Origin of the sequence: Enterobacter sp. RHBSTW-00593 (assembly GCF_013784105.1) — a bacterium.
Lineage (GTDB): Bacteria > Pseudomonadota > Gammaproteobacteria > Enterobacterales > Enterobacteriaceae > Enterobacter > Enterobacter ludwigii.
Genome location: NZ_CP056393.1, coordinates 2,791,782 through 2,815,220, shown reverse-complemented (window position 1 = coordinate 2,815,220; position 23,439 = coordinate 2,791,782). Strand labels below are relative to the sequence as shown.

At 56.2% G+C, this 23,439-nt stretch carries 18 protein-coding genes; 8 read left to right on the top strand and 10 right to left on the bottom strand.

What is annotated here, in order from left to right; genetic code table 11:
- Positions 1-29 precede the first annotated feature (29 nt).
- Complete coding sequence (locus HV242_RS13320; protein ID WP_020883440.1) at positions 30-1,562, bottom strand: SpoVR family protein; 1,533 nt, start codon at positions 1,560-1,562, stop codon at positions 30-32.
- A 321-nt stretch (positions 1,563-1,883) separates the two neighbouring features.
- Here HV242_RS13320 and HV242_RS13315 point away from each other — a divergent pair, with 321 nt between their 5' ends.
- Complete coding sequence (locus HV242_RS13315; RefSeq protein WP_020883441.1) at positions 1,884-3,182, top strand: D-amino acid dehydrogenase; 1,299 nt, start codon at positions 1,884-1,886, stop codon at positions 3,180-3,182.
- 9 nt (positions 3,183-3,191) lie between these two features.
- On the top strand, positions 3,192-4,262 hold the full coding sequence (gene dadX / locus HV242_RS13310; protein WP_040017760.1) for a catabolic alanine racemase DadX: 1,071 nt from the start codon (positions 3,192-3,194) through the stop codon (positions 4,260-4,262).
- A gap of 60 nt (positions 4,263-4,322) precedes the next feature.
- On the opposite strand, the gene HV242_RS13305 is transcribed toward dadX, so the two are convergent.
- Both HV242_RS13305 and ldcA read right to left on the bottom strand, forming a co-directional pair.
- Entirely contained in the window at positions 4,323-6,056 is a 1,734-nt protein-coding gene (locus HV242_RS13305; RefSeq protein ID WP_014170573.1) for a potassium/proton antiporter, read from the bottom strand.
- 96 nt (positions 6,057-6,152) lie between these two features.
- A complete protein-coding gene (gene ldcA / locus HV242_RS13300) occupies positions 6,153-7,067 on the bottom strand; it encodes a muramoyltetrapeptide carboxypeptidase (RefSeq protein WP_014170572.1) in 915 nt (304 codons plus the stop codon).
- A 107-nt stretch (positions 7,068-7,174) separates the two neighbouring features.
- Here ldcA and emtA point away from each other — a divergent pair, with 107 nt between their 5' ends.
- On the top strand, positions 7,175-7,786 hold the full coding sequence (gene emtA, locus HV242_RS13295; RefSeq protein WP_014170571.1) for a membrane-bound lytic murein transglycosylase EmtA: 612 nt from the start codon (positions 7,175-7,177) through the stop codon (positions 7,784-7,786).
- Positions 7,787-7,823: 37 nt separating this feature from the next.
- Here emtA and ycgR read toward each other — a convergent pair whose 3' ends face one another.
- Positions 7,824-8,555 carry a flagellar brake protein YcgR gene (ycgR, locus tag HV242_RS13290; protein WP_020883443.1) on the bottom strand — a complete coding sequence of 244 codons (732 nt, stop codon included), beginning with the start codon at positions 8,553-8,555 and terminating at the stop codon, positions 7,824-7,826.
- Between the two features lie 207 nt (positions 8,556-8,762).
- Between ycgR and HV242_RS13285 the strand changes: the two genes are divergently transcribed.
- A complete protein-coding gene (locus tag HV242_RS13285) occupies positions 8,763-9,017 on the top strand; it encodes a GlsB/YeaQ/YmgE family stress response membrane protein (RefSeq protein WP_010432765.1) in 255 nt (84 codons plus the stop codon).
- A gap of 111 nt (positions 9,018-9,128) precedes the next feature.
- Positions 9,129-11,231: a TonB-dependent siderophore receptor gene (locus HV242_RS13280; RefSeq protein ID WP_160890435.1), complete on the top strand. Its 2,103-nt coding sequence runs from the start codon at positions 9,129-9,131 to the stop codon at positions 11,229-11,231.
- A gap of 72 nt (positions 11,232-11,303) precedes the next feature.
- Here the strand turns inward: HV242_RS13280 and HV242_RS13275 are convergent, their stop codons facing one another.
- Positions 11,304-12,989 carry an alpha,alpha-trehalase gene (locus HV242_RS13275; RefSeq protein ID WP_050736973.1) on the bottom strand — a complete coding sequence of 562 codons (1,686 nt, stop codon included), beginning with the start codon at positions 12,987-12,989 and terminating at the stop codon, positions 11,304-11,306.
- A gap of 362 nt (positions 12,990-13,351) precedes the next feature.
- Positions 13,352-14,308 carry an AraC family transcriptional regulator gene (locus HV242_RS13270; RefSeq protein ID WP_044858527.1) on the bottom strand — a complete coding sequence of 319 codons (957 nt, stop codon included), beginning with the start codon at positions 14,306-14,308 and terminating at the stop codon, positions 13,352-13,354.
- Positions 14,309-14,423: 115 nt separating this feature from the next.
- Here HV242_RS13270 and HV242_RS13265 point away from each other — a divergent pair, with 115 nt between their 5' ends.
- Positions 14,424-15,611, top strand: coding sequence for an MFS transporter (locus tag HV242_RS13265; protein WP_032678410.1), 1,188 nt, complete (start codon positions 14,424-14,426; stop codon positions 15,609-15,611).
- 70 nt (positions 15,612-15,681) lie between these two features.
- Here the strand turns inward: HV242_RS13265 and gap are convergent, their stop codons facing one another.
- Together gap and HV242_RS13255 are read right to left on the bottom strand one after the other, a co-directional pair.
- The gene (gene gap, locus HV242_RS13260) at positions 15,682-16,692 is read right to left on the bottom strand and encodes a type I glyceraldehyde-3-phosphate dehydrogenase (RefSeq protein ID WP_063858480.1); all 1,011 of its coding nucleotides are present in this window, start codon (positions 16,690-16,692) and stop codon (positions 15,682-15,684) included.
- Positions 16,693-16,770: 78 nt separating this feature from the next.
- Entirely contained in the window at positions 16,771-17,751 is a 981-nt protein-coding gene (locus HV242_RS13255) for a GlxA family transcriptional regulator (RefSeq protein ID WP_014170563.1), read from the bottom strand.
- A gap of 165 nt (positions 17,752-17,916) precedes the next feature.
- On the opposite strand from HV242_RS13255, the gene HV242_RS13250 reads away from it, so the two are divergent.
- Both HV242_RS13250 and HV242_RS13245 read left to right on the top strand, forming a co-directional pair.
- Complete coding sequence (locus tag HV242_RS13250) at positions 17,917-18,888, top strand: fatty acid desaturase (protein ID WP_050736971.1); 972 nt, start codon at positions 17,917-17,919, stop codon at positions 18,886-18,888.
- A complete protein-coding gene (locus HV242_RS13245; RefSeq protein WP_050736970.1) occupies positions 18,881-19,633 on the top strand; it encodes a phosphate/phosphite/phosphonate ABC transporter substrate-binding protein in 753 nt (250 codons plus the stop codon). The genes HV242_RS13250 and HV242_RS13245 overlap by 8 nt, the downstream gene beginning before the upstream one ends.
- A 17-nt stretch (positions 19,634-19,650) precedes the next feature.
- On the opposite strand, the gene HV242_RS13240 is transcribed toward HV242_RS13245, so the two are convergent.
- Positions 19,651-20,553: a LysR family transcriptional regulator gene (locus HV242_RS13240; protein WP_020883452.1), complete on the bottom strand. Its 903-nt coding sequence runs from the start codon at positions 20,551-20,553 to the stop codon at positions 19,651-19,653.
- A 23-nt stretch (positions 20,554-20,576) separates the two neighbouring features.
- Entirely contained in the window at positions 20,577-22,865 is a 2,289-nt protein-coding gene (locus tag HV242_RS13235) for an FdhF/YdeP family oxidoreductase (protein ID WP_063858479.1), read from the bottom strand.
- Positions 22,866-23,439 lie beyond the last annotated feature (574 nt).

The following is a 23,439-nucleotide window of genomic DNA, read 5'->3' as shown; positions in this document are numbered from 1 at the left end:
TGACGCGGGCGTTTCGGTTCAGGCCGGCACTACAGCGTATTCATCCGCGTCGGGCAGCGCTCCAGCAGCTCCACGCTACCGTCTTCATTCTGCTGCTCCAGCAGCACGTCAAAGCCCCACAGACGATGCACATGCTTCAACACCTCTTTACGCCCTTTATCCAGCGGGGCACGGTTGTGCGGGATGTAGCGCAGCGTCAGAGAGCGGTCACCGCGCAGATCTACATTCCATACCTGAATATTGGGTTCAAGATTGCTCAGGTTGTACTGGGAAGAGAGGCGAGAGCGGATCTCCCGGTATCCCTCTTCGTTATGAATCGCTGAAATTTCCAGGAAGTTGTTACGGTCATCATCCAGCACGGTGAAGAAGCGGAAATCGCGCATGATCTTCGGCGACATAAACTGGCTAATAAAGCTCTCATCCTTGAAATCGCGCATCGCAAAATGCAGCGTTTCCAGCCAGTCCGAACCGGCAATATCCGGGAACCAGTATTTGTCCTCTTCCGTTGGCGACTGACAGATACGTTTGATGTCCTGGAACATCGCAAAGCCGAGGGCATACGGGTTGATGCCGCTGTACCACGGGCTGTTGTAAGGCGGCTGGAACACCACGTTGGTATGGCTGTGGAGGAATTCCATCATAAACCGCTCGGTGACTTTCCCCTCGTCATACAGATGGTTGAGGATGGTGTAATGCCAGAATGTCGCCCAGCCTTCGTTCATCACCTGCGTCTGTTTTTGCGGATAGAAGTACTGGCTGACCTTACGCACAATGCGCAGGATCTCACGCTGCCATGACTCCAGCAGCGGCGCATTCTTCTCCATAAAGTAGAGCAGGTTTTCCTGTGGCTCAGACGGGTAGCGGCGCGCCTCAGCGACAGCTTTCTCTTCTTCACGCTTAGGCAAGGTGCGCCACAGCATATTCACCTGGCTTTGCAGATACTCCTCGCGGCTTTTCTGCCGGGCTTTCTCCTCCTGCAGGGAAATTTTCTGCGGCCGTTTGTAGCGGTCTACGCCGTAGTTCATCAGCGCATGGCAGGAGTCGAGCAGTTTCTCCACTTCATCGACGCCGTAGCGCTCTTCGCAGTCGGTAATGTATTTACGGGCGAAGATCAGGTAATCGACGATCGAGCTGGCGTCCGTCCAGCTGCGGAAAAGATAGTTATTCTTGAAGAAAGAGTTGTGCCCGTAGCAGGCATGCGCCATCACCAGCGCCTGCATGGTAATGGTGTTCTCTTCCATCAGGTAAGCGATACACGGGTTGGAGTTGATGACGATTTCATACGCCAGCCCCTGCTGGCCGTGTTTATACAGCCGTTCCGTTTCAATAAATTTCTTACCAAACGACCAGTGCGGATAATTGATCGGCATCCCGACGCTGGAATAGGCATCCATCATTTGTTCGGAGGTTATGACTTCAATCTGGTGAGGATAGGTATCCAGGCGATAGAGTTTTGCTACCCGGTCGATTTCAGCGAGGTAGACATCCAGCAACTCAAAGGTCCAGTCGGGTCCATCGCTGAGACGTGTGTTGTCCTTGTTCAGGGAATCAATAGTAGCCATTAGCGCGCCCTCGTTGTGGGTGCTCTCTCTGTCTGGAGAGCCTCCTTTCAAGCATAGATCAACGTGTTAAAAAGCGTGCTGGAGCAGAAATTTTTTCTTTACGATTTCCCGTTTTCAATACGGTAAAAAAAGCGGTTCATGCAGAGTTTTATGCTGGTTAAAAATAACGCGCAGCAGGAGATCCCAAATAAGTCCTTTCCCCGCCAGTAGGGGAAGATGTGAGATAAGTCACCATAAAAAAGTCGTATGTTGAATAATATTTTCAACTAGGTTATCAATCTGTAATTAGAAGATTGTTCTTTTGCACATTATGGAGTGGCTATGCGTGTTGTCATACTGGGAAGTGGTGTGGTTGGCGTAACCAGCGCCTGGTATTTAAGTCAGGCGGGGCATGACGTAACCGTTATCGATCGTGAACCAGGCCCTGCGCTGGAAACCAGCGCGGCGAATGCCGGGCAAATCTCTCCGGGCTATGCGGCACCGTGGGCGGCTCCCGGCGTGCCACTGAAGGCGATTAAATGGATGTTCCAGCGCCATGCGCCGCTGGCCATTAGCCTCGACGGCACGCAGTTCCAGCTTAAGTGGATGTGGCAGATGCTGCGCAACTGCGACACCCGCCATTACATGGAAAACAAAGGGCGTATGGTGCGTCTGGCGGAATACAGCCGTGACTGCCTGAAAACCTTGCGCGCCACCACCGGCATTGAGTACGAAGGCCGTCAGGGCGGTACGCTGCAGCTGTTCCGCACGGCGCAACAGTACGAAAACGCCACCCGCGATATCGCCGTGCTGGAAGATGCCGGTGTTCCGTATCAACTCCTCGAGGCCAGTCAGCTGGGACAGGTTGAACCGGCGCTGGCGGAGGTGTCCCACAAACTGACGGGCGGCCTGCGTTTACCCAACGATGAAACCGGCGACTGTCAGCTCTTTACCCAGCGTCTGGCGCAGATGTGCGAGCAGGCAGGGGTAACATTCCGCTTTAACACGCCCGTCGATAAATTGCTGTCGGAAGGCGGTAATATTTACGGCGTGAAGTGCGGCGAAGAGGTGATCAAAGCGGATGCCTACGTCATGGCCTTTGGCTCTTACTCCACTGCCATGCTGAAGGGCATTCTGGACATTCCGGTCTATCCGCTGAAGGGGTACTCCCTGACCATCCCGGTGAAAGAGGACAGCGGTGCCCCCGTCTCCACCATTCTGGATGAAACCTATAAAATCGCCATTACCCGCTTCGATAACCGTATCCGCGTAGGCGGCATGGCGGAGATTGTCGGCTTCAACACCGAGCTGCTGCAGCCGCGTCGTGAAACGCTGGAGATGGTCGTGGGCGATCTCTTCCCGCGCGGCGGTTTTGTCGAGCAGGCCACGTTCTGGACCGGTCTGCGTCCAATGACGCCAGACGGCACGCCGATTGTGGGCCGCACCCCGTTCAAAAACCTGTGGACGAATACCGGACACGGCACCCTCGGCTGGACAATGGCCTGTGGCTCAGGTCAGCTGTTGAGCGACTTGATTTCCGGGCGCACCCCGGCAATTCCGTTTGACGATTTAAGTGCCGCGCGCTATCAATCTGGGTTCACCCCCTCGCGTCCACAGCACCTGCACGGCGCGCATAACTAAGGAGTTGTCATGTCCCGTCCTGTTCTGGCTCAGCTGGACTTGCAGGCCCTGAAGGATAACCTGCAGATTGTTCGCCGTGCTGCGCCAGGTTCACGCGTCTGGTCGGTGGTGAAAGCGAACGCCTACGGCCACGGTATTGACCGCATCTGGAGTGCGCTCAGCGCGACCGACGGTTTTGCGTTACTGAATCTGGAAGAGGCCATTTTGCTGCGCGAGCGCGGCTGGAAAGGCCCTATCTTATTGCTGGAAGGGTTCTTCCATGCCGACGATCTGCCGTTGCTGGATAAGTACCGGCTGACCACCAGCATTCACAGCAACTGGCAGGTTAAAGCCCTGCAGGACGCCAGACTGCATGCCCCGCTCGACATTTATCTCAAGGTGAACAGCGGCATGAACCGCCTGGGCTTCCAGCCCGAGCGGGTACATACGGTATGGCAACAGCTGCGCGGCATCAGGAATGTGGGCGAAATGACGCTGATGGCGCACTTTGCCGACGCGGAAAAACCCGATGGCATCGCCGAGGCGATGGTGCGGATTGAGCAGGCGGCTGAAGGTCTGGCGTGTTCGCGCTCGCTCTCTAACTCGGCGGCCACGCTGTGGCACCCGGAGGCGCACTACAGCTGGGTACGTCCGGGGATCATTCTGTACGGCGCGTCACCGTCAGGGCAGTGGCAGGATATTGCTAACAGCGGCCTGAAACCGGTGATGACCCTGCGCAGCGAAATCATCGGCGTACAAACGCTGAAGGCCGGTTCCACGGTGGGCTACGGCAGCCGTTACCGGGCGACAGGCGAACAGCGAATTGGCATTGTGGCGGGAGGCTATGCCGACGGCTATCCGCGTATCGCTCCGACCGGCACGCCGGTGTGGGTGGATGGCGTGCGTACGGGTACCGTGGGGACGGTCTCAATGGATATGCTGGCGGTAGACCTCACGCCGTGCCCGCAGGCGGGGATTGGTTCACCGGTTGAGCTGTGGGGAAATGAAATTAAAATTGACGATGTGGCCGCTGCTGCAGGGACCGTTGGCTATGAGCTGATGTGCGCTCTGGCGCCGCGCGTACCGGTTGTGACGGTGTAACTCTGCGATGTGCCGGGGGGCGATAACGCCTTCCCCGGCCAGTAAGACACGAAACCTAAACTACTCTGACTCTTCTTCCATCGGCCTTACGCCGACTTTGCGTACCGCGTTATCTTCTTTCTCGGCCACCGTCCAGATCATCCCGGCAAACTCGACCTGGTCACCGACAACGGGTGCTGCGCCAAGCAGTTGCTGGATAATTTCCCCCAGCGTTTGCTGCTTATCGCGATACTCCAGCCCTTCATCCAGACCGTAAATCAAGGCAACATCTGCAAATTTGGCGCTCGCTTCCAGAATAAAATCGCCGAAGAAACGCTGATCCAGCGCCACCGGTGGCGACTGGCTGAACAATTTACCCAGCGCGGGCAGGTCGCGCTCGCGGCCAATCACGCACAAAATATCCCCTTCACGCAGACGGGTGCTGCCGGTAGGGTGAAGCAGAACATTGTCGCGGAACAACGCGGCAATCCGCGTTTCGGCGGGCATATGCAGATCGCGTAGCGACGCGCCCACGCACCATTTGTCTTCGCTAAGCTGATACACAAACTGTTCCCACGGGTTTTCCGGATGAATATCCAATCCGACGCGGGAGACGGGCCAGCCAACGGGGGGGATCACCACTTTTGCCTTTTTCGCCGCCCAGCCGAGTGACGTGCCCTGGAACAGGAGTGAAATCAAAACAACGAAGAATGCGACGTTGAAGAACAGTCGGGCGTTATCCAGACCCGCCATCATCGGGAACACGGCAAGGATAATCGGCACCGCGCCGCGCAAACCCACCCAACTGATAAAGATACGCTCGCGCAGGTTAAAGCCGCGAAACGGCAGCAGGCCTGCAAACACCGACAGTGGACGGGCGAAGAAGATCATCCACGCCGACAGCATCAGCGCCGGCACGGCGATAGGCAGCAGGTCTGAAGGGGTAACCAGCAGGCCAAGCACCAGGAACATGCCAATCTGCGCCAGCCAGGCCAGTCCGTCGAAGTTCTGCAAAATGGCGTGACGGTTGCGAATAGGGCGGTTACCCATCAGGAAGCCGCAGAGGTAGACGGCAAGAATGCCGCTGCCATCCAGCGCGGTGGTGACGGCAAAAATCAGAATGCCGCCGCTCAGCGCCAGCAGAGGGTAAAGCCCGGCGGGAAGTGAAATCCGGTTGATCATCTGCTGCAGCAGATAGCCGCCGCCGAGGCCAAGAATAATCCCCAGACCAAACTGCTGCAGGATATGCCAGGCAAACATCCAGCTCAGCCCGCTTTCGTGCTGCTGGATCATCTCAATCAGCGTGATGGTGAGAAACACCGCCATGGGATCGTTACTGCCGGATTCAATCTCAAGCGTGGAGCCAACACGTTCGTTAAGCCCTTTACCGCCAAGCAGGGAAAAGACCGCCGCCGCATCGGTTGAACCGACAATAGCGCCAATCAGCAAGCCTTCCATGATATTGAGATGGAACAGCCAGGCGGCCATCATCCCGGTCAGGCCGGATGTGATTAATACGCCTACGGTCGCGAGCGACAGCGCCGGCCCTAAGGCGACGCGGAACGAGCTCGCCTGAGTGCGCATCCCGCCGTCCAGCAGGATCACTGCCAGCGCGAGGTTACTCACCATGTAGGCAAAAGGGTAGTTATCGAAAGGAATACCGCCGATGCCATCGATGCCAGCCAGCATGCCGATAGCAAGGAAAATAACGAGAATAGGTATGCCGAGACGCGATGAAAATGAACTTAATAATATACTACAGGTTACAAGCACAGAACCCAGAATGAAAAGGCTGATTATCGCTGCGGCATCCAATGTTGTCTTACTCCCACCTCAATGTTAACGCTGTTACTAAAACCCTAACATATTAACCACGGCAACAGCGTTTTATTAAGGGGTTTAACGGCTTTTTTATGCCTTTATGACCGGATGACCGCTTATTGTTAACCGACTGCCTGAATCATCATGTATCAGGGACGCATGTGCCCCCAGCGCAAGGGTTACGGTTTGTTGCTCATGGCCAAAATCCAGACCGGTGATAACCGGGATATCGAGACGGGAACGGATGAAATCAACCATCGTTTCAAGGGAGTAACCGGCGTCGTAATCATTGGGTGCCGCACCGCTAAAACTGCCCAGCACAATTGCTGACTGACGTTCAAGGATCCCGGCATGATAAAGCTGCAATAACATGCGCTCGACGCGGAACGGATGTTCGTTAATATCTTCCAGCACCAGAATGCCGTCTTCGATGTCCGGCAGCCACGGCGTACCGATGAGCGAGACCAGCATTGCCAGATTACCGCCCCAGAGTTGGCCTTCACAGGCCCAGTGCGGCCCCTGGCCTTGCCACGTTATGCTGTAAGTTGGGTTTCGCAGGGCGCGCCAGAAATGCTCAAGGGTAAACGCATCGAGCGCCGGCGCACCAAAATTTCCGGCCAGCATTGGGCCGCTGAAGGTTATGACGTTATGCAGCGCCAGCAGCCCAAGCTGGATCACCGTGAAGTCGCTGTGGCCGCATATCAGCAGCGGGTCCTGCTGTTGACGCTGTGCCAGACCTTGCCAGTCAATGCTCTCCAGTAACCGGCTCGCACCATAGCCCCCCCGCACCGCAAGCACGATCCGATCCTCACCCTTCAGGTTCACCAGGCTGTTGATATCATTCAGTCTCTGGGCCTCGGTTCCGGCAAAACGCTGCTGGCGGCGAGGGATAATCGTCTGATTTTCTACCTGGTGGCCGAAGCCCAGTAAGCGCTGAACGCCCCGTTGTGCCGCGTCCTGATTGATGCAGTAGCCCGACGGTGCGATAAGATGAAACTGAGACATGGCAATTCCTTGCTGAATGAGAAACTAATTGTCTATATCATGCCGCTTATACGCTGCCCGCTTCAAGGGGCGGCGCACTGCGATGACCGGCTATAAGGATAGATGACGTGAAATTGAGATGGTTTGCTTTTTTGATTGTGTTGCTTGCGGGCTGTAGTTCCAGACATGACTATCAAAATCCGCCCTGGAACCCGGAAGTGCCGGTGAAACGGGCCATGCAGTGGATGCCGATCAGCGAGCAAGCCGGGAAGGCATGGGGCGTCAGTCCGCGTCTTATCACCGCGATCATTGCCGTTGAATCCGGCGGTAATCCCACGCTTGTCAGCAAATCAAACGCAGTGGGGCTGATGCAGCTCAAAGCGTCTACCGCAGGTAAAGAGGTCTACCGCTACATGGGCTGGAGCGGTCAGCCGTCGACCAGTGAGCTGAAGAACCCGGAGCGTAATATCTCCATGGGGACAGCCTATCTCAGCATTCTGGAGCATGGCGTACTGAAGGGCATCGACGACCCGGAAGTGATGCAATACGCGCTGGTGGTCTCTTACGTCAACGGGGCCGGGGCGCTGTTGCGAACCTTCTCCTCTGACCGTAAAGAGGCGATAGAAGAGATTAACGGCATGGACAAAGATGAATTCGTTGAACATGTGGCGAAAAATCATCCGGCACCACAGGCTCCGCGTTACATCTGGAAAGTACAGAAAGCGATGGATGCCATGTAATGCCGCAGGCGGGCGGCGGTCACGCTGCCCGTTTTCCTCACAGAACTTTATTCGCACGTTCCCGTGCTTCGCGCTCCAGTGCAAAGATAATGCGCTGCAGTTCGCGCTCTGAACCGGGTCCGACGTTCAGGAAGCGGAAACTCAAACGTGGCGTGGTAATCGTTTCGTTTTTGCTGTCCACCACCTTACGCTCGCTGATGGCAATCAACTGGGCATCAAAATAAAACCGTCCCCAGCCGGCCATATCCAGTTCAATTTGCGAGAATCGCATGCCTTCGACCAGTCCGTCAGGTTTCGGCGTATCCATCAGCGCGCCCATACCGCCCAGCGACAGGTCGAAGAGGCGGAAGCGGAGCTCTTTTTTGTCCGGCATTTTAGCCTTACAAAAATAGGCAGGGTGAAGGGGGGCGCTGATGCGGAAATATTCCCGGCGCTGCACAAACCACAGGTTGGCAGGCAGCGGTGTGACAAACGCGGGAAGACCCTGGTATTCGCTCATCTCAAGGCGCGGGAGCACAAATTCCACTTTTGCACCGTGGGTCTCTGCCATCACCGCGAGTTTCTCTGCTTTCAGTGCGGCGCGGTTTTCATACTCCTGACTGCCCAGATCGATAACCAGTCGCTCCTGCGAGACGTCGAGGATCTTGCTGATGAACTGATTGTTTGACCAGCTGATGCGCAGCGGCACTTCACCTTTTTGCAGGTCACGCAATACCCCTAATACAGCCAGCGGATTTTGCTTGAGGAACTGCTCACTGTAATTACTCACGCCGGATGGCTCCTTGATAGATGACAGACTGTCTTTGCGTTATCGGCACTGCACAATGAAACTTAATACAAACCGATGAGTTTTTTTTCAGATTGCAGAGAAGATAAGTCGGTGAGATGAAATTAGTTTTCCAGGGATGACCTATACTTAAGTTACCTGCGCAGAAGGTTTTCTGCGCATGCATTAAACCTGCAAGAGGGCATCGCTATGGGTATTATCGCCTGGATTATCTTTGGTCTAATTGCTGGCGCTATCGCTAAACTTATCATGCCGGGAAATGATGGCGGCGGCTTCATACTGACGTGTGTGCTCGGTGTCGTGGGGGCGGTTGTAGGCGGCTGGCTGGCGACGATGTTTGGCTTTGGTGGCAGCATCAGCGGTTTTGACCTGCACAGTTTCCTGGTGGCTGTCGTGGGTGCCATTGTGGTGCTGGGCATTTTCAGGTTACTGCGACGGGCATAACTTCACTAAAACGGCTCTCAAGGAGGGCCGTTTTTTTACGTGCATATTGATTTGCTAATCGAAATGATAATAATTGTCGTTCCTGATTACATTTAATCACAAGACGACTTTATGAACCCCTCTCGTTTCACGTTATGCGCGTTGGCAGGAGCCGTGACGCTGGCATTGCAGGTACAGGCGTTTGCCGAAGAATCAACCATCGTAGTCACGGGCTCAGAGCAGGGCAGCGTACTGCCCGACTGGACGAACAGCGCAACCAAATCAGCCGTTGCCGAGAGTAAAACCCCGCAGGTGATCAATACCCTGTCGGCACAGGAAATCGATAAACGTCACGCGAACTCCGTGAATGAGATCCTGCGCTATGCACCGGGTGTGTCGACCGAGGTGCGCGGAAACACCTCCTACATGAGCGAATATAAAATTCGCGGATTTACCGTCGATCAGGAGTTCTACAACGGGCTGCAGTTACCCTATAACGTCACCGGCAATACCAAAGCCCGCATCGATCCGCTGTTGGTTGAAAGCGTTGATATCCTCAAAGGTCCCTCATCGGTACTGTACGGCGGAGCCTCGCCGGGTGGGCTGGTGAATATTCAGAGTAAAAAACCGCAACAGGCCGCACGGACCGAACTGGGTTTTAACACCGGCAACCGTAACCTGAAAGAGGGGTATCTGGATTCGACCGGGCAAATTGCCGATAGCGACTGGAACTACCGTCTGCTGGGGAAAGCGACGGAAAGTGACGATCAGCCGCACACCTCCCGGTATGAAAACTACCTGGTTGCGCCGTCTGTCACCTGGCAACCGGACAACAAAACGCGCCTCACCCTTGATGCGCTGGCGCAAAACTCCCCAAGCCTGACGCCGTCTAACCCGCTGCCGCTCGCCTGGCTGCGTTCGAAATATGCGGGCAAGCGGGATTATGCCGGCGACGAATGGAGCGGGTTTAAACAGCGCCAGTGGATGCTGGGTTACAGCTTTGAACATGAGTTTGACAGCGGCTGGGGCTTTAACCAGAAGGCGCGCTATTTTGACATCGATACCCACCAGCGCAGTATTTATGCAACCGGGCCGGGCAGTGAAGTCAATCAGCTTAACCGCTTTGCCTACACCACGGATGAAGCTCTCCGGAGCTTCAACATTGATAATCAGGTGACCAAAACCGTTGCGCTGGGTGAGTGGAAACACCATCTGCTGGCCGGGTTTGACTACCAGAAGCTGAATTCCCACTTCCACTACCGCTATGCCTCGACAACACCGGGGATTGATATGCGCAATCCGGACTATTCACAGGTCCATGAGGATGCGCTGGGGCTGTATACCGCGCAGAAAAACCGTCTGAGCTATCAGCAGAATGGGTATTACCTGCAGGATCAGGTGGAGTTTGGCGGCTTAAATCTGTTGGGCAGCCTGCGCTATGATGATTATCGCTCCGTCACCACCGATTATCTGCATAACGGCGACAAGGCGTGGGTATCGCAGGATCGCGTTACCAAACGACTGGGCGCGCTCTACGCCTTCGACAACGGTCTCTCTCCGTTTATCAGCTATTCAGAAGGGTTTGCCCCGGTCTCGCCGCAGGGAACCCTGACGGCGAAAGAGGTCAAGCCGACCACCAGCAAGCAGGTGGAGGGCGGGGTGAAATATCTGCTGGCAGAGTACGCCACCACCTTTACCGCCTCAGTGTTTACTATTCGCCAGAAGAATGTCGTTACCTCCGATCCCGGCTTCCTGAACTATCGTCAGACCGGCGAAGTGGAGTCTAAAGGGGCGGAGTTGTCTGTGATTGGCCGTCCGACAGACAATCTGAACCTGATTGCCAACTACGCATACACTCACGCCATCAATACGCAGGACGATAAGTATCAGGGCAAACGCCCTACGCAGGTGCCGGAAAATGCATTCAACCTGTGGGGGGATTACACCTTTGAGAATACGCCACTGAAAGGATTGATGCTGGGGGCCGGGGCGCGCTACACCGGGCCGATGGAGATTTCACCGGCGAACGACGCGGGTAAACTCGGTGGCACCACGCAGTACGATCTGGCGGCATCCTATCGGATGGGCGAAATTCTGCCTTCGCTTGAAGGGCTGACCCTGAAAGCGAGCGCGCAGAACATCACCAATAAAGAGACGTTGACCTGTTACGATGCGACCAACTGCTGGATTGGACGTGACCGAACCTATCAGTTAGGCGCAAGCTACAGCTTCTGATGCCCTGTTAAACCCCGTAAGACGGCCCATTCACCCTCTCCTGGCGGGAGAGGGTGAGGGAATGAGGCCGCTTTATTGCGCCGTACTTTTCGCCGGTGCGACAGCATCGTTTGCTGCCGGCTGATTCTCCGGCACGCTGTCGCACGGTTTCTCTTTCGGACAGACCAGATCCAGCATTTTCAGCGTCACGCCATTGCTCCAGCCAAAGCCATCCTGCAGCGGATATTCGCCGCCGCCGCCCCCTGTACCGGTACTCGAAACGTCGTACTTCTCTACCAGCTTCTGTTCGCGGTCATAGGTATGCTGAACATTTTTCAGGAAGCGCCAGGTCACATCCATTGCCACCTTATCCTGCCCGTAATTCTGCAACCCTTCCGTCGCCACCCATTGCAGCGGTGCCCAGCCGTTAGGTGCATCCCACTGCTGGCCGCTGTTGATGGTGGTGGTGGAAATGCCGCCCGGTTTGAGCAGGCGTGACGATGCCGCTGCAGCGACTTTATCAGCGCGATCCTGCGAAGCCGCCTTCACATAGAGCGGATAAAGTGCGGCTGCCGTAAGCTGATTACGCACCTTTTTACTCTTAAGATCGTAATCCGCGTACCAGCCCTCTTTATCATTCCACAGATGGCTCTCGATCGCTTTCTGACGCGCGGTCGCCAGCGCGTCATACTTGCTGGCAGCGGAGGTATCGCCGGATGCCTGGCTTGCCCTGGCCAGCAATTTTTCCATCTTAAACATCAGGGCGTTAAGATCGACAGGCACAATGCTGGTGGTGCGGATCGTGCCCAGTTTTTGCGGATCGTCCATCCAGCGGGAGCTAAAGTCCCAGCCCGAGGCGGCCGCTGAGCGTAAATCGCGGTAGATCTCCGTGGCCGGTCGGTTAGGATTGCTTTTAGCGGTGGTTATATCGTCGAGCCAGGATTCAGGACGCGGCGTATCGCGGTCATCCCAGTAGCGGTTGAGTACTGAGCCATCGTCCAGCTTCACTACACGTTTGTTGGCTTGTCCGGCCTGCAGCGTGTCGGCCCCCTCCATCCAGTAGGCGTACTCTTTCTCCATTTGCGGACGGTATTTTTTCAGCGCATCGCTGTCATGGGTCGCCAGTAACTCGACCATCAGCGCGAAGAACGGAGGCTGGGAGCGGCTCAGGTAGTAGCTGCGGTTGCCGTTCGGGATATGTCCCCAGCTGTCCAGCTCGTAAGCGAAGTTGTCGACCATATCGCTGATTTTGTCCCAGTGGCCACTCTCAGCCAGCCCTAACATGGTGAAATAACTGTCCCAGTAGTAGACCTCGCGAAAACGTCCGCCAGGCACGACATAGGGTTTAGGCAGCGGCAGAAGGGAATCCCACTTATTACTCGCTTTATCGGTGGTGCGGGTCAGTACGGGCCAGAGGTCATCAATGTGCGCGCGTAAACTTTGCCCGGCAGGCGGGACGTATTTTTCACCCTCCGCTGGCAGCGTAAAGTTCATTTCCACAAAGTGCTTCAGATCGAAGCCAGACTGGGTACGCTGCATCCGATAATCCGCCAGAATCATCAGCGGATCGCTTTTCGGCACGGCGTCAGCAAAGGTCTTTTGATCGGGAAACAGTTTGGCACTTTGCACATCATTAAAGAGAGGACCAAGTAAAATATCGGGGGAGCTTGTCTGGGTGGTAAGTTGTTCTTCCGCATAACCCCATGTTGTCACACCGAGTAACGCGCCGCCCAAAGCCAGGTGCAAAAGAGCAGGGCGTAGTGTACGAGGTCTTATCATCGGTTCATCTCCTGTATTCGCTGAGCAGCGTTGCCGCTGTTATCAATCACCTGAAAACCTTAGACGAATATTGGCCGCTTCGCGTGTCGAATATCCCATTTTGCGCATAACCAGACAATTTACCGTCTGGTTATGCGCCGGAAGGGATTGGGAGAATTTGCTATCTCAATGAAAGATAATTCTTTTTTATGATAAATAATTATATTGCTTTTAATTTAATCAATGGGCGCAAATCATGGCGCGATAATAATATGCGCGGAATGCTCTTTTATTCCGTAATAGCGCAAGGTGCTCCCTTAGCACGCCCCATAATTAAATCGCGAAAGGCGACTGGCAAAAAATACGCAGCGATAACGCCTGGCTCAGACCTCTTCCGGGGTCTGGTTGGTCTCGCGCAACGTGCCCGGCGCATGCCCAATAATGCGCTTAAATGCCCGACTGAACGCGGCCAGTGAACCGTACCCCAGACGCAACGCGACGGTTTCAATGGGCTGATTTTCGTGGCGGATGTACTGAATGGCCAGCCGCATCCTCAGTTCGCTGAGATATTTTGCCGGTGTGGTTCCCGTGGCCGCCAGAAAACGTTCAGCAAACACGGAGCGGGAAGTGCCCGCTTCTTTCGCCAGATCCGCCACGCTCCAGTTCAGGCCTGGCTGCTGATGCATGGCGTAAATGGCCCGGCTCAAACGCGGGTCGCGCAATACCTGCACCCAGCCGGTAGCTTTGCCGCAGCCTCCTTCAACCCAGCCACGCACGATCAACGCGGCCACCACGTCGGCAAGTCGCGCGAGGATCCCGGCGAATCCGGCCTGGCGGGTCATTGATTCCCGCTCCATCGCTGCCAGCAGCGGATGAATTTCCGGCCATGTGGACATCAGCCGGCTCACCATCATCACTTCCGGCATCGCCTTGATCAGCGGCTGCATCCCACCCAGTTCAAAATCCATGCATCCACTGAAGATGATGGTGTTCTCGCTTTCCGGACACGGCTCACAGGTGATCGCGCAGACCGAACCGCAGATAGGCTCGCTGGGGAATGCACTGACCGGGGTAATGCTGGCGTGCTCGTCAGAGAGCAGGGCATGGGCGTTGCCGTTCGGGATAAAAAGGGCGTCGCCGCCATTCAGCGTGAAGGTGGCGCCACTCTCCATACGCAACAGGGCGCTGCCGTGGCTGACAAAATGGAACTGGGCTTTGCCGGGCGCCTGGTGAAACGCCACGCCAAACGGCGCGCTGGCCTCAATCCGACGGTATTTCACGCCCGACAGGCGCATGCCGCGCAAAAGTTCGCTGATCAAATCGGGTGACTGAACGGTCATGACGCAACTCCGGACGAATAATCAATAAGTGGAGATTATATGTCATAGATCGTCCAGGGTGAACCCACTATGCTTTTGCGACAGTTGTCACATTTTTATAACGGGAGAACAACAGATGAATTCATGTGTCGTGGCGAGAGAGGCGGTCACGCCTGCAAAACCCGCCTGGCGAGCCGTCTACTCACTGGGGCTCGGCGTATTCGGCCTGATCACAGCAGAATTCCTGCCCGCCAGTTTGCTGACGCCGATGGCCGCGAGCCTGGGGGTGTCCGAGGGGATGGCCGGACAAGCGGTGACGGCCACTGCGCTGGTGGCGCTGGTCACCGGGTTGCTCATCACGCCGGCCACCAAAAATATCGACCGTCGCTGGGTATTGATGTTCTTCTCGGTGCTGCAGATCATCTCCAGCCTGCTGGTGGCCTTTGCGCCCACGCTGCACGTCCTGCTGATGGGCCGGCTGTTGCTGGGTGTGGCGATCGGGGGATTCTGGGCGATGTCGACCGCCACGGCGATGCGCCTGGTGCCCGCCGATAAAGTGCCGAAGGCGCTGGCGGTGATCTTCTCCAGCGTCTCGATTGCGACGGTGGTGGCGGCGCCGCTGGGAAGCTATCTGGGTAGCCTGATTGGCTGGCGTAACGTCTTTATTCTCTGCATTCTGCCGAGCATGCTGGCGCTGCTGTGGCAGCTCTGGGTACTGCCGTCCATGAAGCCAGAAAGCAGCGGCAGCCTGAGTACGCTGTTCCGCGTGCTGCGTCGTCCGGGGATGATTGGCGGCATGCTGGCGACCATTCTTATCTTCAGCGGCCACTTTGCCTTCTTTACCTACCTGCGTCCGTTCCTTGAAACGGTGGGGCAGGCGAGTGTGGAGAGCATCTCGCTGATCCTGCTGGGCTTTGGGATTGCCAACTTCATCGGCACCTCCGTCGCCGGGCATCTGCTGGCGCGTAACCTGCGCCTGACGCTGGCACTGGTACCGTTCGCGATGGGCGTGCTTGCTCTCACCATGGTGGCGTTTGGTCATCTGGCGATGCTGGACGGGTTACTGGTCGCGCTGTGGGGCTTTGCGTTTGGTCTGGTACCGGTGGGCTGGTCAACGTGGCTTGCCACCACCGTGCCGGATGAAGCCGAAAGTGCGGGTGGTCTGCTGGTGGCCTCTATCCAGCTGGCGATAAGCGCCGGTGCGGCAGTGGGCGGGGCGGTATTCGACCTCAACGGTGCCAGCGGCGTCTTCGCGGGCAGCGGTTTCCTGCTGGTGACGGCCATGGTAATTGTATTTATGGGCGTGAAAGTCAAAGCAGAGTGACGAGCGCGTGCCCGGTCAGCGAAAGGCTACCGGGCAGCGACACCCACTCAGAGTGGGAACGGGGGGAAGGTTACAACCCTTTCTTATCCATCAGCACCGCCAGATCCACCAGACGGTTTGAGAATCCCCATTCGTTGTCATACCACGCCAGGATCTTCACCATTTTGCCGCCAATCACGAGGGTGGAGAGCCCGTCGATAATTGACGAGCGCGGGTCGCCCTGATAATCACTGGAAACCAGCGGTTCATCGCTGTAACCCAGAATGCCTTTCAGGGGGCCACTGGCAGCGGCTTTCCGGAAGGCGTCATTCACCTCCTCGGCGGTAACGTCACGGCTCAGGGTTACCGTCAAATCCACAATCGACACCACAGGAACCGGCACGCGCAGGGAATACCCGGTCAGTTTACCGTCAAGTGAGGGGATCACTTTCCCCAGCGCTTTCGCCGCACCGCTGGAGTAAGGCACAATCGACAGCGCTGCCGCACGTGCACCGCGCAGATCCTTCTCTGGCTGATCGTGCAGTGCCTGACTGTTGGTATAGGCGTGCGTGGTGTTCATCAGGCCATGTTCAATCCCGAACTGCTGATGCAAAACCTGAGCGGCGGGGGCCAGACCATTGGTCGTACAACTGCCGTTACTCACTACGTAATGCTGAGCCGGATCGTACTGTTCATGGTTGATACCCATGACCACCGTCAGGTCATCGTTTTTGCCGGGGGCGGAGATGATGACGCGCTTAGCCCCACCGTGCGTGATATGCACGGCTGCTTTTTCCTGCTCCGTAAAGAAGCCAGTGGCTTCAATAACCACGTCAACGCCGGCGTCACGCCACGCGATATTCGCCGGATCGCGTTCGCTAAAGACGACGATCCGCTGGCCATCGACCTGCAGTGCCCCGTCCGCGGCTTCAACGGGAGCCGGCAGCGTGCCGAGAAGGGAATCATGTTTGAGCAGATGGGCGAGGGTTCTGCTGTCTGTCAGATCGTTAATTGCCACAATCTGCACATCCGGGTTACCCAGCGCCGCGCGCAGGAAATTACGTCCGATACGGCCGAAACCGTTAATGCCGACCTTAACCATAGTGCACTCCTTATCTCTGTTGTCTGGAGTCACTGTAGGCGTCAGGCCGGATGGCGTAAACGACAAAAAAGGATCACATTATGCCATTTTGCGACAGTGGAAGCGCTGACGATACTCGCCAGGCGTGAGGTGGAGTTGTTTCTCAAAGACACGACGCAAATTGATGCTGCTGCCAAATCCGCTCTGCTCAGCAATGCGCTCGAGAGGGTCGCTGGTCTGTTCAAGCAGTTGCCGGGCGGCGGCAAGGCGTGCTTCGGTGACATAACGCGCCGGAGAGGCGCCTGTTTCACGGGTGAACACGCGGGTGAAATTGCGCGGGCTCATCGCCGCTTTTTGCGCCAGATTTTCCACGCACAGGTCAGCGGTCAGGTTCTCCAGGATCCAGGTTTGCAGGTCGCTTATCGGGCCGGAGGTGCCGGGCTGCTGAAGATTATAGCGACTGAACTGCAGCTGCCCGCCGGGGCGGCGCAGATACATCACCATATCCTGCGCCACCTCGCGAGCGAGGGTAAAACCGTAATCGTCTTCCACCAGCGCCAGGGTCAAATCAAACCCGGAGCTAACCCCACCGGAGGTCCAGATGGGACCGTCCTGAATATACAGCGGGCCACCTTCCACATGGATGGCCGGGTACTGGGTTTGCAGGGTCTCCAGCAGCCGCCAGTGGGTGGTCGCCCGGCGTCCATCAAGCAGGCCAGTCTGGGCCAGCAGCATCGCGCCGCCGCAAATGGAGGCTATCCGGCGCGCGTGTGGCGCAGCCAGGTGCAGCCAGTCCACCACCGCCGTGCTCTCCTGCTCGTTCATTCCGCGGCCGGTGATAATAATCGTATCAAGCGGTTCACGCGGATCCAGCTCCGGCAGGCGATAATCCGCCAGCAGATTCAGGCCGGACTGGCCGTGGATCACCTGGTGAGGCTGGGTGGTGGCGATGATAATGCGGTAACAGGGATGGGCTAGGCCTTCCGGATGCAGCCGGTTCGCCTGCATCAGAATGTCTGCGATACCGGCGGCTTCAAACAGCATGCCGCCGTCAGGGACGATAATCAGGATCTTCTTCATGTCCTGAAAAGTACCTTTATTGCAAAATAAGTCAAGCTGCGAACGAGAGGGAGATCTCGCGCTGCTCGCGTTTCTGGCAAAGCAAAGCGATATAAGTTCTTTGTTATTTCAGGCGTTTTCCCCGATCGTCAGGGCATTCTCTCTGGCGAAACGGCGTCTGAAGGCATGGGTAAACGAAGCTCCCTCTATTTACATCCGCAACAACGCGATCAAATTCACCACCTCGCCTCGGGGTTTTTGTGGCGAAGCGAACTGCCCACGTGGATCGTCATCATCACCCTTTACAGTGGCTGGTTTGCCACGCTGGCGTACTGGAAAACGCTGGGATTGCTGCCCGCTACGCTGCTGCTCATCGGATTTACCACCTGGTATATGTCACTCCAGCATGAACTGATCCACGGCCATCCCACGCGGTTTGCCTGGCTTAACGCGCTGTTTGGCACGCTTCCGCTGGCGGTGTGGTATCCGTATGGTCTGTACCGGGACTCTCATCTTGCCCATCATCGCCACGATAGCCTGACGATCCCGGTGGATGACCCGGAGTCGTACTATTTTACCGAGGAGAGCTGGGCACGCTTTTCGCCCTGGCACAAGCGCGTGATCCATGCACGAAATACCTTCTGCGGCCGGCTGTTGCTGGCACCGCTGCTGGATATCCTGCAGACGCTGGCCAGCGCCGTGACGGCGTTTCGCCATTTTCACCTGCGCGCAATGGCAATGTGGCTCGTCCACGCGTCGCTGCTGGCAGCGCTGTTTGCCTGGATGATGCACAACGGTTTCTCACCCGTCTGGTTTGTGCTGGCGGTAAGTTATCCGGCGCTGGCGCTGACCAAAGTGCGCTCCTTTTATGAACATCGCGCGGCGGATGATCCGCTGGCGCGTTCTGTCATCAACGAAGCAGGGCTGTTCTGGCGGGTGCTGTTTTTAAATCTTAACTACCATTCAGTCCATCACGATTTACCGGGTGTTCCGTGGTATGGGCTAAAAAGCGTCTATCTGCAAAACCGGGCGGCGTACCAGAAGCGTAACCATGGTTTTGTGGTCAGGGGTTATAGTGAATGGATGCGACAGTTTTGGGGGCGGGCGGTCAACGTCACCGCTCACCCAGGGCGTCAACACGAGGGAAGTCATGAGTAACCCGCTGGCGTTTCCGATGTATGCCATCAATCGCGCCGACACCGATGCCCTCTGGCGAGCGGTACAGCACCTGCTTGCTGAACGCGGCGTGCCGGTGAGCGAGGGCGTACCCGATGATTCTCTGCTGGCCCACTGGCAGCAGCCCGGGCTTGTCCTCAGCCAGACCTGCGGCTACCCGCTGATGACGCAATTGCCGTACGTACAGGTCGTGGGCTGTTTTCACTACCAGGCGCCGGGCTGCGAAGCGTTTTATTACCGTAGCCTTCTGGTGACGCGCGCCCAGAAGCGCACCCGGACACTGGCTGATTTTCGCGGCCGATGGGCGGTATGCAATTCTGCGGATTCGCAGTCCGGTTATCACGCCCTGCGAAAAAAAGTGGCGCCACTTGCACCCGATGGCCATTATTTTGCCCGGACGACCTTTAGCGGCAGCCATCGCCAGTCGCTGATTGATCTAAAAGAGGGTAAGGGCGATATCGCCGCTATCGACTGCGTGACGTACGCGCTACTGCAGCGTCATGAACCGGCGTTGCTCGACGGGCTGGCGGCGATCGACAGTACTCCCCTGACACCCGGGTTACCGCTGATTACCGCGCACAACACATCCCCTGAAACGCTTAACGCTCTCCGTGATGCGCTGAACACGCTGGTGAATGCCCCGCAATACCGGGACGTTTGCAAGGCGGTGCTGATCGGCGGGTTCAGTGTGGTGACGCGTCAGTCTTATTCGGTATTGCTCGACTGACGCGTTATCACATGACCTCACTCAATGCCGTTGTTCTCCGCAAGATAAAGCGCCTGCGCGTCGGTGAAACAGCGCAGTGCCAGTGAGGAGACGGGAGCCTGTCGACGCATGATCAGGCCGATCGGGGCTTCGATGTTCGAGTCGGTTATGGGGGTTATCCGGAAGTGGCTGTTCAGGTTCTCCAGCCCGTTGTTCAGCGGCATCACGGCACAGCACACGCCGCTTTGTACCGCCTGAATGATCTGGAAAGTGGAATCGCTTTCGAAGACAGACTCGGGATTAATGCCGGCAGATTTAAAGCTCACCTCCATATGCTCGCGATAATGCATCCCCTTGGTCAGAAACCCCAGCGGAAATGCCATCAGTTCCTGCCAGGTCAGCGTCTCCTGATCCAGCTGGAAATGGCGGATATCGTGCAGCAAACCCATTTCGGTTTTTGGCAGCTGGATAATGTCAAACGGACGGGTGTCGATGCTGTTCAGGTAGCAAATCCCCAGTTCAAGCTGATTCCGGCTGACGCCGTCGGCAATTTGTTGCGAGGACATTGAGTAGAGGCTGTAGGTCAGCTCCGGGTATTTTTGTGTCAGCTGGCGGATAAAGATCATTGGATCCACGCTGGCCAGCGGCACCATTCCCAGACGCAATTCACCCACCACTTGCCCTTTGCACAGCGAGGCTTCGGCCTGCAGGCCGTCGTGAGCGGCCAGTACCGCGCGCGCCCATGCCAGAATGCGTTCACCTTCGGGCGTAAAGCCTTCAAAACGTTGCCCGCGAGTAATCAGCACCAGCCCCAGCTCCTCTTCCAGGCTGCGAATACGCATGGAGAGGGTCGGCTGGGTGATGTTGCACTGCGAGGCTGCTTTACCAAAATGCCGGGTCTGATCGAGTGCGATTAAGTACTTTAACTGTTTTATATCCATCGTATTTCTCTGCGTTGAAAGCCTTACAGCATGCGGATCTCTTTCGAACGCAGGATGAGGCGGACCGGAACCGATTTATAAGACGGCGTACCGCTGTCCTTATCCAGATAATCAAGCGGAACCAGTACGTTGGCCTCCGGGTAGTAAGCTCCGACGGAACCCGGCGCAATGCTGTAGGCCACAACGGTAATGTCTTCCAGACGCTGAACGCTCCCCGGCAGGGCGGTTTCGATATCCACGCGATCGCCATGCTCCAGGCCTGACTGCGCCATATCGTCTTCATTCATAAACAGCACATCGCGACGGCCAAAGACGCCGCGGTAGCGGTCATCAAGGGCGTAAATGGTGGTGTTGTACTGGTCGTGGCTGCGCAGCGTGATCAGGCGCAGCACATTATCGCCTTCACCACTGGCGTTCTCATTGACGCCGTCGAAAACCGAAAACATCGCTTTGCCCGTCGCCGTTGGCCAGATACGTTCTGTGGGCGGCAGCGGCATGCGAAAACCACCGGGAATGCGGATCCGTTCATTGTAATTCTCGAAGCCCGGAATGGTCTGCTCAATCAGGTTGCGGATACGGTCATAATCCTCAACCAGCGTCATCCAGTCCACGCGGGTCTCCCGCAGGGTGGCTTGCGCCATTCCGGCGACAATGGCCGGCTCAGCGCGCAGGCGCGGAGAGGCGGGTTTCAGCTTGCCGGAAGAGGCATGCACCATCGACATCGAGTCTTCCACGGTAATGGACTGGCGTCCGGTGGCCTGGACATCCAGCTCGGTACGACCGAGGCACGGTAAAATAAAGGTCTCTTTCCCCACCAGCAAATGGGTGCGGTTGAGCTTGGTACCGATGTGCACGCTCAGATCCAGCGTATTCATTGCCGGAAAACCGTTCTCGTGATCGGGCATCGCTACCGCAAAATTTCCCCCCAGACAGATCAGCGCTTTTGCACGTCCGTCGATCATGGCCTGCGTTGCCTGCACCGCATCATGGCCGTGGTGGGCAGGAGGCTCAAAACCGAATACCTCCTTCAGGCGGTTGAGAAATGCCGGTGTCGGTTTCTCGCTTATACCCACGGTGCGGTTACCCTGAACGTTCGAGTGGCCGCGCAGTGGGCATATCCCCGCGCCGGGTTTGCCAATGTTACCGCGCAGCAGCAACAGATCAGCGATCAGGCGGACATTCGCGGTGCCTTTATTATGCTGGGTGATGCCCATCCCGTAGGTGATGATGGTGGCATTCGATTTTGCGTAGGCCTCGGCCACGGATTTGAGCGCTGCCCGGCTCAACCCGGACTCACGCTCAATGGCCTCCCAGTCGGTTTGCGCAATGTCCGCAGCAAACGCCTCAATGCCCTGGGTGTGTTCAGCAATAAAGGCGCGATCGAGCACGTTTCCGCGTTCGTTCTCCATCTCCAGCAGGTGTTTTGCGATCCCTTTTAACGCAGCGGCATCGCCCCCGGCTTTCACCTGGAAATAGGTGGAGGCGATATCGGTAGAGCTGTAGGTTGCCATCTCAATAACGCTTTGCGGATCCGCGAAACGTTCCAGCGCGCGCTCGCGCAGGGGATTAAAAACGATAATCGGTACGTTGCGGCGAGCCAGCTCATGCAGCGTGCCCATCATCCGCGGATGGTTGGTCCCAGGGTTATGACCAATGGAGATAACCAGCTCCGTTTTATCGAAGTCATCAAGTGAGACGGTCCCTTTCCCGATACCAATGGAACGGGGTAAACCGACGCTGGTGGCTTCATGGCACATATTCGAGCAGTCGGGGAAGTTATTGGTACCGTACTCGCGGGCGAACAGCTGGAACAGATACGCTGCTTCGTTCGAGGCTCTGCCGGAGGTATAAAATTCGACCTGGTCAGGCTCAAGACCGCGCAGCACCTCACCGATACGCTGGAAAGCGTCGTCCCATTCCACTGGCTGGAAGGTATCACTTGCCCGGTCATAGCGCAGGGGATGGGTGAGACGACCGTAACCTTCCAGCTCAAAATCAGATTTAGCCAGCAGCGAGGACACGCTGTTTTTGGCGAGAAAATCCATGGTGACGCGTTTATTGGTGGCTTCCCAGGTGACGGCTTTCGCCCCGTTCTCACAGAACTGGAACGTGGATTTGTGTTCTTTATCGGGCCACGCACAGCCAGGGCAGTCAAAACCGTCAGGCTGGTTTGTGCGCAGCAGGGTTGCGGGGGCATCCAGCGTATCCATTTGGGTACGTACCGCAATGGCCGTCGCCTTTAACGCCCCCCAGCCACCGGCTGGGCCGTCATAGTGCCTGATACCGGGAACTGAGCGTCTTTTCTTATTCATACCAACTCCTGACTTGTGCGGTCATGACATCACCTGCGCCTATAAACCACCGGGTTTGCCAATAAGCGAAAACAATGATGGCGTCTGTTACCAAAGGCCAGAGCAAAGTTAAATGCATTGAATTTAATGGCGATATTTTACAGTGGCTTACATGCTAATCGGTGTAAACTTTTAAAGAAATTATAACGAAGTTTTATCATTTTTATAATAAATCTTATCTATCACCTGTTCACTCTGCGCTATGGCGAAAGCGAAGCGATGATGAAGTCAGCGTTAAATTTCAGATGAAGGTGGCTGAAGGGCAGGGCGACGAAGACCCCTGCAGACAGGAGGAATCGGTGCAAATTAATCGTCGCTTTAACCTGGAATATGTAGCTGTGCTTAATTGTTAATAGCGGAAAATTACCAGATTAAATCCGAAAAGGAGATTAAAAGACAAACTTATTTTGAGGTGTAAAATTAACTTTTCTCAGTTTCCCTGAAACAATTTCATATATTGAGACAGGTCTGGATGAAATTGAAAGTTACCTCGATAATGCAACAAATAATTCATATTGGATATATTTTCTTCGCC